The sequence below is a fragment of the Vibrio sp. CDRSL-10 TSBA genome, assembly GCA_039696685.1.
In the GTDB taxonomy this organism is placed as follows: domain Bacteria; phylum Pseudomonadota; class Gammaproteobacteria; order Enterobacterales; family Vibrionaceae; genus Vibrio.
The window spans coordinates 230167-242580 of sequence record CP155565.1 but is presented as its reverse complement, the minus strand read 5'-3'; the positions used below and the strand labels follow the sequence as shown (position 1 = coordinate 242580).

Below are 12414 nucleotides of genomic sequence, written 5' to 3'. Positions count from 1 at the left end.
ATTTAGTTAAGATATCTTGAACTAAAAGTTCACACAGGTAGACCCCTTGGCTATAAACCGTAAGTTAATTCCGCCGACCAACAGCCTTATCATGTTTGAAGCAGCAGCCCGACTGGGTAGCCTGACGAAGGCAGCGAATGAGTTATGCATTACGCCAACAGCAGTAAGCAAACAGCTGAAAAATTTGGAAACCTTCCTAAAAACCGAACTATTTATCCGCTCAAAACAAGGGGTGGAATTAACCGCAGAGGGGCGGCGTTATCTTGACAAAGTAACCACTGCACTGACCATGCTGGCAGACGAAACTCAGTTACTTAATGAAGAAACCAGTGCTCCGGCACTGAATATTGAAGTCGGATCGTGCTTTCTGCATTTCTGGCTGCTGCCACGCCTCGATCAATTTCGTCAGGCTCATCCGGATGTGCTGATTAATCTGGCGGTGAATAATGAGCGTTATGTCGGCACCAATGAAAACTACGATGTAGCTTTCTTTTATTCGCAAGTTGATACCATAAACCGCACCAATTATCTGGTGTTTCATGAACGGATTCTGCTGGTATGCAGCCCGTCTTTCCTGCACAAACGAGGTGGGAAAATTGATCTCCGCACACTGTTTGATCAACCGCTAATCATGCTGAAAGACGAACTGCCCTCCTGGGAAGGATGGCAGTCGTGGAGTGACAAAATGGGGCTGGAGTATCAAGTCCCGGCCAGTGCACTGATGGTTGACGATCAGGTCGCCGTGATTCAGGCAGCCATCAATGATGCAGGTATCGCACTCGCCTGGGACTGGCAGGTTCGTGATTTGCTTGATAGCGGCCAACTCGTGGCAATCACCGATACTCTCGACTTTCCGGATAAAGCCTATTTTCTGACTATCTCAGAACAGTGTTCAAATCCGGCCGCGCAAACCTTTATCAGTTGGGTGGTTGGAGAAGAACAGGCGCATAACTGATGCCCGATTGGCAAACTGTTAACGCCTGATTAGACTGTCATCAAAGTGAGCGATCAGCTCAGTGAATCCACTACCGCGTCCAGATCGCTGAATCTGGCGTCGGCGATGGCAAATTTTTCATTGTGGTGTTCAGGAGAGACCAGATAAGTGGTCATTTCGGCACGTTTGGCAGCGGTCAGGCCGGTGAAGCTGTCTTCGATAACCAGACACTGGCTGACATCGACGCCGAGTGCTTTCGCTGCTGAGAGATAGACATCGGGATGGGGTTTACCATTCACCTCATCTTCCGCACTGCAAATAACGCTGAATTTTTCCCATAAACCTAAACGGTCAAACACAGCTTTGATCACTACATGATTGGACGACGTCGCCAGGGCAATTTTCAGCTCCCGGGCGATAAAGGTTTCTAACGCGCGGTATACCCCTTTCATCGCCTCACCCTGCCGGCTGATAGCATCACACAAGCGGGTCAGGATCATGGTTTCCAGCTCAGTCGCCGCAACCGCAAGCGAATGTGTATCGCACCAGGTTCTGGCAATATCGTCGATGCGTTTACCCATGGTCAGTCGCTCGCAGTCCTCACGACTGATGGTGACTCCAAACAGCGCCAGCGATTCAATCTGCGCCGTTTGCCATAAAGGTTCGGAGTCAATAATCACACCGTCCATATCAAAAATTACCGCTTGTTTATTCATACTAAATACTTACCTCAAAAGAAAAAAACCGGTATGGCAATAAAAGCTATTGCCATACCTTAAAACATTTTTAAGTCACAGTGACATTACCTGAGTCAACAATTGGTGTTTCAAAGCCAGGTTGTTCAACTTCGATCAAATAAGTCACAAAAAACGCGACCACATAGAGCGTGGTATAAGCGATCACCACACCCAGGGTACTGAAGTAAGGCAACAGCACCACTGCAATCGCAGGAGCAACGAAGTTAGACAGGCCCGCCGACAAGTTATAGACCGAAATCGCCGCACCTTTATGATTCGGCTCCAGTGCCGGGAACACCGCGGCCATCGGTACAAACGCCGCAACAAAAATCCCCAGTGCAATCGCCGGGATCAGCGCCATGTAGAAATTGTGGCCAAAGTGCTGGGGAATATAGTAGAAAGACAGACTCGACAGCGCCATACCGACGCAGCCAAACCAGCGCACCACTTTCATCCAGCCCAGTTTTTCGCCCAGAATGCCCCACAGTACATTGGAGAAAATGGTGGTAAAGAAGAACACCGCCCACACCTGCAGCCACTCAGAGGTCGTAAAACCTAAATCATCGACAAACATCATCGGCATGATCACCGCAAAACCAAACAGAGATAAGGTATTGGTAATACGGACAAAACTCGAGTAAAGCACGTTGCGGTTACTGTACAGTAAGGTCGCCGCGCGGCTCAGTTCTTTCAGCTTCTGCTTGTTGGTCAGATTGTGCATGTGAGTCGGCGTTTTCACGTTTCTCAAGGTCACCATCGCAAGCACACCACCGGTGGCACAGAAACGCCAGCGATAACCATAAGGTGCCTAACTCGCCAATCCAGGGAATGGTAAAGCTTGGAATGTAACTGCCCGCGACACCGATACCGATCGAATACACCGTCCAGAACCAGCCCAGAGCCGAGCTCACACCGTCACTGCGCACATTGTGCACAATCACCACAATGAATGAGTAGAGGAACAGCGGATAAGCAAAACCGCGGATACCATAAAACAGCAGGATCATCGCATAGTTGGACTCACCCAGACCAAAGGTCAGAAACAGGGCGTGGAAAACACACCACATCAGGAAGCCGATTTTCATGGTTTTCTGCGGAGTGATGATTTCCGCGACTACGCCGGAAATCCACGCCGCCATCGCAGCGGCAAAGCCATACAGGGTAAACGCAAAAGAGGATTGCGCCGGTGAAAAACCCAGTTCGGTAATGTAGTGAGATAGAAATGCCAGTTCAAAACCGTCGCCGGTCATGAAGATGGCAATAGCGATGTAACCCCAGACTAAGTTGAGTGGCAATCCCAGCCACTGTTTGCTTGTAGTGTCCATATATTCCTCATTTGTAGGGTAAAAGGAATCGAGTGCCCCTGCTTTCGCGTCGGGGCACAGTTGATTGTTATTGTGTTTATATTGATTCAGGTTTGAGCAGCCGATTACTGCCGCAGGTTAAGGTCGTTTTGATACAGAGCGCGAAAACGCTGATAACGCGATTCCAGCATCGCCTGACGTGAGCTATCCGGCTGGTAGACGCGGTAGACTTCCGGTTTTTTACACACTTCCAGCAGCGGTTTATCCATCGCCAGGCAGGCCAGCCTTGCCGCACCCAGTGCACCGCCGGTCTCCCCTCCTTTGTGGGTCACAATGGAAAGCTGCAGAGTATCCGCCAGTAACTGCGCCCAGTAAGAAACTGCGCGCCCCGCCACCGACCAGTGAACACTGCTCAATGTGTGTGCCGCTGTCACTCAGCACCCGCAGACCATCAGCCAGGCCGAAGCTGACCCCTTCCAGCACCGCATAACCGAGAGTCGCCCGGCGGGTGGAGTGAGTCATTCCATGGAACATACCCTTGGCATCCGGGTCGTTGTGCGGTGTTCTCTCACCGGACAGGTAGGGTAAAAACAGCGGCGCGCCGGCTTTTTCCTCTTCAGTGAGCTGTTCCACTTCCTGTAACAACTCCACTTCTGTCACGCCGACGATACGACACAACCATTGCAGGCAACTGGCGGCACTCAGCATCACGCTCATCTGATGCCAGCGCTGTGGCAGGACATGGCAAAATGCATGTACCGCGGCTTCGGGCGCCGGACGATACTGATCGTTGACCACAAACAGGACGCCCGAGGTGCCAAGGGAAATAAAGGCATCACCGGTTTCCACTGCGCCCACGCCGATAGCGCTGACCGCATTATCACCGCCGCCGCCGGCCACACACACCGAAGGACTCAGCCCCCAGCGTTCGGCAATTTCCGCCGACAAGGTCGCTGACACTTCACAGCCTTCAACCAGCAAAGGCATCTGGCTCCGACTGAGCTGACACTTGTCGAGCAGTAAATCTGACCAGTCGCGTTTGGCGACATCCAGCCACAGCGTGCCAGCCGAATCCGACATATCAGAAATTTTACGACCGGTCATTTGCAGACGCAGATAGTCTTTAGGCAGCAGTACCGTGGCGATGCGTGCAAAGTGCTGCGGCTCGTGTTTACGCACCCAAAGCAGCTTTGGTGCGGTAAAACCGGGCATCGCCAGGTTACCCGCTATCTGGTGCAGTTGCGGCGCTACCTCTTCCAGTTCCTGACACTCGGCATAACAGCGGGTGTCATTCCACAAAATGGCCGGACGGATCACGCTGTCGCTTTCATCAAGCAACACCGCACCATGCATCTGGCCCGACAGACCAATCGCCTTGATTGCGCCCCAGTGCTCAGCACATTTTTCCCGCAGCGCATCAATCAGATAATTTGTCGCCTCCCACCAGGCTTGCGGATCCTGCTCAGACCAATGAGGATAAGGCCTTTGAATGGTCAGCGGCGCGCTGTGTGCTGCCACTGTTTCACCCCGTTCATCAATGACCAGTGCTTTAACTTCGGAGGTGCCCAGATCAATACCTAAGTACATAGCCACTCCTTACTGAATCATCGCGTAGACCGCGCTGATTTTCTCGCGCAGCAGGCTTTCAAACTCGGCGCGCTGCGCCAGTTCACCAAACAGGGCCGAATCATGGGCAAACTCAGCAATCGGGTCTGACGATGCAAACATGGCATGTACGGCGTCGGCATCCAGAATGCCGTCCTGGTACTCGTATGGCAGTTTGCCAAGGTGCCACTGCTGCATGTAGACAAAGAACAGCGCCGGCAACACGGCCGTGGCCGATGGCGCAACGCCGCGCTGATAGCACTCAAGCATGGTCGGGGTGATCATGGCAGGAATCTTAGAAAAGCCATCCGCGGCAACGCGCTGGTTTGTATCCTGAATGTGCGGGTTGGTAAAGCGTTCCAATACCACATCACGATAGGTGGCTAAATCGATACCGTTATCGCCCAGGCACGGAATCACATCCTGGGTAACATAGTCATAAGCAATCTGACGGATGTAATCAGTCAGCGTACTCTCGTGGATATAAGACTGACCCGCCAGCGTGCCTGCCCAGGCGATGCAGCTGTGTGACGAATTAAGAATACGAATTTTGGCTTCTTCATACGGAATAACCGAATCGACCATCTCGACGCCAACCTTTTCAAGCTCCGGACGGCCAGCCTTAAAATCATCTTCAATCACCCACTGGATAAAGCGCTCACCCATCACAGGTGCATTATCTTCTATGCCGGTCGCCGCTTTAATTCGGGCTGGTAAATCAGCGGCCGGGCGCGGTGTAATGCGATCGACCATGGTATTCGGACTTGTGGTGTGGTGTTGCAGCCAGTTTAGTAGTTCGGTTTTGCCGGTCAGCGTCAGAAATTCCTCCAGACCATCGCGGAAACGTTCACCGTTGTGACGCACGTTATCGCAGTTGAGTAACGTCACTGCACCGGCCTGCGTTTGCATACGGCGTTCAAGAATCTTGGTGATGGTGCCATAAATGGTTTGATGTGCGCCGTTCAAATCAGCTTTCAGACCCGCATTATCAACATCCAGACGGTGGTCTGTTTTCAGGTAGTAGCCACCTTCCGTCACAGTAAAGGCAATCACTTTTGTCGCGGCTTTAGCACCTTCTTCAATTAAAGGCTCAAGATCTTCCTGCCACGGCAGCAGAGTCTGAATCGACTTGATCACCTCGTAATGACGCTCACCAGCCGGAGTAACCGTTTCCAGCACGTACTCTCCTTGCTGATGATGCAGAGTCGAAACCGTCGCTTCGGCGTCATTACGGATATTGCCGGCAGCAATGTGCCAACACTGATCCCCCTGCTCCAACAACTGATTCAGGTACCAGGCCTGATGCGCACGGTGAAACGATCCCAGACCGATATGTAGCCACGTGTATTGGTTTTCCATTGTTATTTCCTCGTTCTTGTTTGATGGGGCCACTCTAATTGATCATATAATCAAATAAAGAGCCATAGATCACAAATGAACAAAAGACCATTTATTGGTTTTTTGTTCATTTGTGGGTGAATGATTTGATTTGCACTCAATACAAGAACAGGCGAAGATAGCTGGGCAGCACAGATAACACAGTGTTTTCAGAGCAATAAAACCGAGATAAGAGGCAAAAATCGTGGCAAAAGATGACAATTTCAAAACCGATCAAATGGTACGTGCAGCCTGGATGTACTACGTATCCGGTCGTAATCAGAGTGAAATCGCGTCTGAACTTGGACTGTCACGGCCCGTGGTGCAGCGTCTTATTGCAGCGGCAAAAGAAGAAGGCATTGTGTCGGTCGGGCTGCATCACCCGATTGCGACCTGTCTCGATTATGCTGAGCTGCTGAAAGCAAAGTATCAGTTAGTCGAGTGCAGTATAGTGCCGACCACCAGCCCGGATGAAACGCTGGACAATGTTTCGTTCGGCTGCTTTCAGTTGATGTCGAAATACATTAAGGATCAACCGGAGCAGATCATCGGCATCGGTTCGGGTTTAACACTCAAGAAAGCGATCAAACGAATTAATTTCGACGCGCCGAGCAGCAAATGTGTTGCTCTGATCAGTGCAATGGGTGTGGATGGACAATGTAACTACTACGATGATGTACCTTTGATTCTGGCCAGCAAAGTGCAGGCAAACTACTATCAGTTGCCGGCGCCGCGTTACGCCACTTCGGATAAGGAACATAGTATCTGGACCACAACCCGCCTGTTTACCGACGTATCTGCAGTGGCCGATAACGCAAACGTGATGTTTATTGGTATCGGTTCGCTGAGTAAAGCCAGCCCGATCATCAAAGACGGCTTTATCAGCGCAGATAAAGCGCAGGAGCTCAACGAACAAGGTGCTGTGGGTGAAATTCTGGGCCGCTTCATCAACCAGGACGGCGAAGTGGTGAACTGTACAATTAACCGCTTCATTACCAGTTATGATATGCGCAGCAGCCGTTGTCCGAAAATCGGCTCAGCCTGCGGAGAAGACAAACGCCCTGCCATTCTGGCCGCGCTGCGTGGCGGCTGGATCAACGGTCTGGTCACTGATGAGACAACCGCGCGCTGGTTACTGACTCAGTAACGTACTGTTAGGGGAAGCGAGGCTTTGCGTACACTTCCCCTAATAAAATCAGTCATATAACCCGTATGCACCTTCCATCGCATGGATCAAATCGACAATCAGGGTATTGTAAGGCGTTGGCACACCATAGCGTTTCGCTTGTTCGACAATCGCGCCGTTGATGGCATCAATTTCCATTTTGACCTGGTTTTTGCGGTCCTGATACATGGAGGAATAACCATCGCCTGCGGTTTCGCAAACACTTTTGACCATATTCAGTGCTTCACGACGGTCAAAATAGGTTCCGTCGGCTTCGGCAACTTCAATCGCCTCATAAATCAAACGCTTGGCAAAGTCCCAGGCATGTTCGTTTTTGATCATGTAACCGATTGGAGTTTGGGTAATGGCGGTAAACGTATTGACCGATAAGTTCACCAGCAGCTTGCTCCAGATAATACGCTGAATATCATCCGTCGCTTCGACCGCAAATGACGCTTCAAGTAAAGCGCCTTGCGCCAGTGCAACCTGCTTATCCGCATTATGATTACTGCCGATGGTGGTGACCCCAGAGGCCGGATGTTTGATTTGGCCAAGGCCCAGATTGACCGCATTATGCTTGCTGGTACCAATAATGATATTTTCCGGCTTAACGTACTGCTGAATCATGCGATCATTACCGGCGCCATTTTGCAGCGTCATCACCAGGGTAGAATCTTGAAACAGATTTTGGTTCTGCTCCAGTGCGACCTGAGTATAAGTCGATTTAACAAAGACAATGACCAGGTCCATCGCGACGTCACATTGACCGGATAAATAAGCCTGTACGCGGGGAAAATTCACTTTTTCACCGTTTTGTTCTTCTATCGTAATACCAGACTGCTGAATCGCCGTGACTTGGGACTCCAGCGCGTCGATCATAAAGACCTGGTGCTGCTTACTTAAATACGCACCATACAGACACCCCATGGCGCCGGCGCCGATCACCGCTATTTTCATATTTTGCTTCCTGTAATGTTAAACCTATGCCCGTGGCCAGCACGGAAATATCCTTTTGCTGCCTGGTCGGTTGATGCTGAGTATATCGGTACGCATTCCGCCGCAACAAACCGCATAAGTTTCATTTAACGAAACAAAATTTTTGAAAATTCTCTTTTAAATAGAAAAAACGCCGATTATTTGCTAGTTTTGCTAAACAATGAAGCCATTCATCAGCACAATCACTGAAATGCACCGTTATACGAACATTTCATCCGGTCATTGATTAAAGGAACTGAATATCATGAACCGAGCTCCCACAGATCATGCGGCAATCAACCGCCATATCGGTGCCAGAATCCGCACCCATCGTAAAAACCTTGGGCTCACGATTCAGCAGTTGGCCGACCTTATATTTAAAAGCCGCGCCACGGTATCAAAATACGAAACCGGCGAGATCTCTATTGATATGGTGACCCTGTTTACCATTGCCGAAGCACTCAAAGTCACTCCAACCCAGCTGATTGATTATCGCGTCAGCCCTAGTTTTGAGCCATCGCTGCCGACGTCTGGCGTTCAAACCTTTCACAGTGCTGCGCGGTTGTTTTTCTATTTTTACGATGGACGCTACAACCGGATGAAAGACGGGGTGATTGATATATTGCCGGAGAAGAAAGGCAGCCAGCAGACCGCTACTCTGACCATCAGCGTTGTAACGCCGGACGGAAAAAGCAGTGAAATTTATTACATAGGCAACGTCACTTATAGTGATCGCCTGATCCGTTTTTCATTTATTAATCAGTACAATACGCTAGAGGAATGCCTTCTCTATATCTTTAACCCGTTAGAGCTGCGCAACAGCACTTTCGGCCTGTTGTGCGGGATCTCCTCGGCGGATATGCGGCCCTGTGCGTTCAAGTGTCTGGTCACACTTAACAGTCGCCCCTATTCCGATGAACTAAAAGAAACAGCTGCGCCTGACCAAAGAAGAACTGAAAGAGTCGAAAAAACTCAACATGCTGGTCGTCAATAACGTTTTATAAAACATAGCGTTATCAAAATAAGCGCTGGTCGCTCTATGCATCTTTACTAAATAGCCGCGACAAGCACTTATCTGAAAAATTAGCGTTATCTATCTACGATATTATAAGGTGACTGTGATTAAACGTACCTGTGATTAAACGTAACTGTGCTTAAGCCGCAGTCGCGTCCTGCTCTGCAGTTTGCTGTTTAGACATAAATATCAAACCTAAACAAATCACGCCATAAATCGTGCCCACATACCAGCCGGGCAGACTTAGCACACAAAAAATACACGCAGCCAGTTTATTGTCACCAAATGCTCCCCAACATCCCAATGCACCCACGAGTAAAGCAGCAATGGCTATCGTAGAGAAAATAGAGAAACCGATATCGACCCCTTCCGAAGCAAACGCGCCTTCGAACATCTGGCCGCCACCCAAAAAAACAGCCCCATCAGCACTGATGAAATTCCGCCGAAACCTACTAACACTCTTACTAACATATTCATACTGTATTCTCTTAATCATTCTGTTTGATTTATCGCCATGACGTATCGTGGCACCATAGTCGGTCGACCAGGAATCCAAACGACAGCGCATACAGGCAAGCTCTGTTCCATGAAGAGAATCACTATATCCAATTGAAATATATTTTAGTTTAATTCTGGAAAGTGGATATTGAGCAACTATCTACCCGGTTCAGGTAATCTGTTGCCCGCCTTGGGTAACAAACTGCCTGAGGCTTAACGTTAAGTTTAGCGACGTACGCTGAGTGTAACGCCCACTGCCTGAGCGACGGATTGACAAGCTGTCACTGAAGTACTGAAACCAATGCCAGTCGGAGGAGAGAAGAAAGCGGTCAGAGCAAATTGCCTTGACCGCTTAATTAAGCATTAAACCAAGGTGTTACAGGCGTAATACCGGATCTAGTAACTCAAACCGTAACCAAACGGATACAGAGTATCGCTGTCTGCATAGCCCGGTGCGTCCGAAGCCTGGTCAATGATCGCCTGAGCACTATTCGCCAGAGCAAAAGGCAGTTTCCCGCTCGGTGAAACCTGCCCGGTAAGAATATCGAACAGCGCTTCATCACTGGAACCAAAAGTCGCTACAATGGCTCCGGCATCTTTAAGACCGCTGGCTTCATCCAGGACAAATGGCTGTCTGAAGTAGACCGACAGAATGGTATTCTGCGCTCCTACTTCATTCATTACGGCCTGAATGTCTTGCAGTGACGGGGTAATTTCCCAGCTTGAAGAATTCGCCATGCCAGAGAAATCCAGCACATCCACTTCATCAAATCGCGCACCGCCAAAGACCAGCAAGCCGGTATTGTTATTGGTCACGCGCACGCGGATAATCGCCTTATCATGACCTGCTGCACTTGGTCGCTCGCTCACATCACTGGCATCACCAACGGTGACCTGGCTGAATCCGTACTGTGCCGCAACACCATCATTGACCCCTAATGTATACAGCTTCAGCGCGGATGCATCGCTGCCGGAAGCCAGAGGAAGCAGAGAAGATTTGTTTTCCAGCAACACAATTGATTTACGCTGGGCGATGTCGGCCTGCGCCTGATGTTCGGTGCTACCGACAATGCTGTCGGCTTTAGTTGCGTCCACATACGGGTTTTCAAATAACCCCAGCTCGAACTGCACGGTCAGCAAACGGGTCAGGGACTCATCGATTCGGGCTTCGGAGACTAGGCCGTCTCTGACCACAGCCAGAATGTCAGAGTTATTGTGGAAACCGGAAAAAACATCGGTGCCCGCTTTAATCGCTATCTCGAACAACTCGTTTTTCGACTTATCCTGTAAGCCCCAGGCACGGTTATTCTGGATCGTCGCGTAGTCAGTTAAACCGACGTTGGGTTCATTCACCACACCGGTATCCGAGTTGATCACCCCGGTAAAGCCCAGCTCTTTACGCAATAAGTTATCCAGTATACCGACAGAAAATGCCGTGCCCACATTACCGGCAGGTGTGCCAACCGTTGTACTGTAGTCATTATTCGGCACCCTAACAGTGTCTTTAACTCTTTCAGACACCATATCCGCCAGTGACTGATCGACCCCGCTGCCGCTGTCCGTCCCAGCGTAGAGATCAGTACCATCAGGCGTTGTGGTCGCACCGGACTGAAGATCATTCACACTCCATTCTCCTCCGCCCACCACGCCATAATACGGCATCAGGGCCGCGACACCGGCATCGATAGCCGCTTTAAAAGGCTTAACGTGGTAGTCAAAATTTCCGCTTGGGTAGGTTTGATGCTGGCCGGCCAGGTAATGAGGGTCTAAACCGAGAAATTGCGGGCCACCACCGGGAAAATGCTTCATGGTCAATACGATGCTCTGGTTATCAACTTGCTTGCCTTGCAGGTTACTCACCAGTGCCGTCATGATATCAGAGGCCAGGTCCGCATCTTCAGTGAAGGTCTCATGCACGCGGAACCAGCGCGGTTTCCGTCGATAAATCGGCCATATAACCATACATACCGCGCAGACCTATCGCATTCCACTCCGCTTTCATAATGCGGGCAAATTCGGCAATTAATGACATGTCCCCATCACCGAGCGCGGCAGCGGCCAGTCCTGCCTCTTTTGGCCATTCAGAAAATGCGCCCGCAGCCACATTAACGCCCGGCTTGGCATTCGGATCGGCATGATTACGTGCATTTGATTTGAAAAGCGCCGGGATCCCGAGCCGGGTTGACTCACTCAACTCCTGCACAGCATTCATATAGCGTGCGGCTTCATTGGGAGAAATAGGCGCACTGGCTCGCCCGCCGATGGTTGCATCGTCCGGATCACGCTGAGACTCATCCATCTCAGCCAGTTCTTGCGGCGTTAATATCGCATTGCGGAAGATAAAACGGTTCATCTTCTGCTGTTCAATGTAATCGACGTGGGTCGCGTTGATCTCGCCATACGCCGCAGCGTTCATGGTATCAATCAGCATCATGCCGACTTTCTCTTCCAGCGTCATCTGACTAATCAGGTCAGCCACCCGCTCAGCGACCGGCTTACGCCAGTCTTCATAGCCATCAACCCGGCCATTTTTATTGAGATCTTTGAACTGGTAACCAGCGTCGGTCAGCACGCTGGCGCTGCGAGCCTCAAGTACAGGCTGTTGATAACGCTCGGAATTACAGGCAGATAATGCGACAGCAAGTGCCACGGGGGTGAGATAAAAGTAAGGCTTTTTCATTATTGTGTCCTTATGTAGGGTTCACAATAAAACTAACAGAGCGCAAAAATTGATCAACCAATTAACACAACTTACGTGAAATTGATCAACCAAATAAATTAATTTGGATAACCAATATTAAACA

Annotated in this window: 11 protein-coding genes and 1 pseudogene; 3 read left to right on the top strand and 9 right to left on the bottom strand. The window is 50.1% G+C overall.

The window, feature by feature from the left end:
• Nucleotides 1–46: 46 nt before the first annotated feature.
• The gene (locus ABDK09_01175; GenBank protein ID XAW88065.1) at nucleotides 47–955 is read left to right on the top strand and encodes a LysR substrate-binding domain-containing protein; all 909 of its coding nucleotides are present in this window, start codon (nucleotides 47–49) and stop codon (nucleotides 953–955) included.
• Nucleotides 956–1008: 53 nt separating this feature from the next.
• Here the strand turns inward: ABDK09_01175 and hxpB are convergent, their stop codons facing one another.
• The 5 genes and pseudogenes from hxpB to dalD all read right to left on the bottom strand — a co-directional run bounded on the left by hxpB (nucleotide 1009) and on the right by dalD (nucleotide 5939).
• Nucleotides 1009–1650, bottom strand: a complete 642-nt coding sequence (hxpB, locus tag ABDK09_01170) for a hexitol phosphatase HxpB (protein ID XAW88064.1) — start codon at nucleotides 1648–1650, stop codon at nucleotides 1009–1011.
• A 70-nt stretch (nucleotides 1651–1720) separates the two neighbouring features.
• On the bottom strand, nucleotides 1721–2410 hold the full coding sequence (locus tag ABDK09_01165) for an MFS transporter (GenBank protein ID XAW88063.1): 690 nt from the start codon (nucleotides 2408–2410) through the stop codon (nucleotides 1721–1723).
• Nucleotides 2325–2996, bottom strand: coding sequence for an MFS transporter (locus tag ABDK09_01160; GenBank protein XAW88062.1), 672 nt, complete (start codon nucleotides 2994–2996; stop codon nucleotides 2325–2327). The genes ABDK09_01165 and ABDK09_01160 overlap by 86 nt, the downstream gene beginning before the upstream one ends.
• A gap of 104 nt (nucleotides 2997–3100) precedes the next feature.
• Nucleotides 3101–4562 (bottom strand): annotated as a pseudogene (gene xylB, locus ABDK09_01155) (xylulokinase).
• Nucleotides 4563–4571: 9 nt separating this feature from the next.
• On the bottom strand, nucleotides 4572–5939 hold the full coding sequence (gene dalD / locus ABDK09_01150) for a D-arabinitol 4-dehydrogenase (GenBank protein XAW88061.1): 1368 nt from the start codon (nucleotides 5937–5939) through the stop codon (nucleotides 4572–4574).
• Between the two features lie 223 nt (nucleotides 5940–6162).
• Between dalD and ABDK09_01145 the strand changes: the two genes are divergently transcribed.
• The gene (locus ABDK09_01145; GenBank protein XAW88060.1) at nucleotides 6163–7104 is read left to right on the top strand and encodes a sugar-binding transcriptional regulator; all 942 of its coding nucleotides are present in this window, start codon (nucleotides 6163–6165) and stop codon (nucleotides 7102–7104) included.
• Nucleotides 7105–7152: 48 nt separating this feature from the next.
• Here the strand turns inward: ABDK09_01145 and ABDK09_01140 are convergent, their stop codons facing one another.
• Nucleotides 7153–8079 carry a 2-dehydropantoate 2-reductase gene (locus tag ABDK09_01140; GenBank protein XAW88059.1) on the bottom strand — a complete coding sequence of 309 codons (927 nt, stop codon included), beginning with the start codon at nucleotides 8077–8079 and terminating at the stop codon, nucleotides 7153–7155.
• 283 nt (nucleotides 8080–8362) lie between these two features.
• On the opposite strand from ABDK09_01140, the gene ABDK09_01135 reads away from it, so the two are divergent.
• The gene (locus ABDK09_01135) at nucleotides 8363–9091 is read left to right on the top strand and encodes a helix-turn-helix transcriptional regulator (GenBank protein XAW88058.1); all 729 of its coding nucleotides are present in this window, start codon (nucleotides 8363–8365) and stop codon (nucleotides 9089–9091) included.
• Nucleotides 9092–9251: 160 nt separating this feature from the next.
• On the opposite strand, the gene ABDK09_01130 is transcribed toward ABDK09_01135, so the two are convergent.
• The 3 genes from ABDK09_01130 to ABDK09_01120 all read right to left on the bottom strand — a co-directional run bounded on the left by ABDK09_01130 (nucleotide 9252) and on the right by ABDK09_01120 (nucleotide 12290).
• A complete protein-coding gene (locus ABDK09_01130) occupies nucleotides 9252–9506 on the bottom strand; it encodes a hypothetical protein (protein XAW88057.1) in 255 nt (84 codons plus the stop codon).
• 500 nt (nucleotides 9507–10006) lie between these two features.
• Nucleotides 10007–11527, bottom strand: a complete 1521-nt coding sequence (locus ABDK09_01125) for a glycoside hydrolase family 3 N-terminal domain-containing protein (protein XAW88056.1) — start codon at nucleotides 11525–11527, stop codon at nucleotides 10007–10009.
• Nucleotides 11520–12290, bottom strand: a complete 771-nt coding sequence (locus ABDK09_01120; protein XAW88055.1) for a hypothetical protein — start codon at nucleotides 12288–12290, stop codon at nucleotides 11520–11522. The genes ABDK09_01125 and ABDK09_01120 overlap by 8 nt, the downstream gene beginning before the upstream one ends.
• Between the last annotated feature and the right edge of the window lie 124 nt (nucleotides 12291–12414).

Excerpts from the sequence above, each read along its gene's own strand:
- ABDK09_01130 (XAW88057.1), bottom strand. The coding sequence starts at position 9,506 with ATGTTCGAAGGCGCGTTTGCTTCGGAAGGGGTCGATATCGGTTTCTCT.
- ABDK09_01160 (XAW88062.1), bottom strand. The coding sequence starts at position 2,996 with ATGGACACTACAAGCAAACAGTGGCTGGGATTGCCACTCAACTTAGTC.
- ABDK09_01135 (XAW88058.1), top strand. The coding sequence starts at position 8,363 with ATGAACCGAGCTCCCACAGATCATGCGGCAATCAACCGCCATATCGGT.
- ABDK09_01140 (XAW88059.1), bottom strand. The coding sequence starts at position 8,079 with ATGAAAATAGCGGTGATCGGCGCCGGCGCCATGGGGTGTCTGTATGGT.
- ABDK09_01120 (XAW88055.1), bottom strand. The coding sequence starts at position 12,290 with ATGAAAAAGCCTTACTTTTATCTCACCCCCGTGGCACTTGCTGTCGCA.
- hxpB (XAW88064.1), bottom strand. The coding sequence starts at position 1,650 with ATGAATAAACAAGCGGTAATTTTTGATATGGACGGTGTGATTATTGAC.
- dalD (XAW88061.1), bottom strand. The coding sequence starts at position 5,939 with ATGGAAAACCAATACACGTGGCTACATATCGGTCTGGGATCGTTTCAC.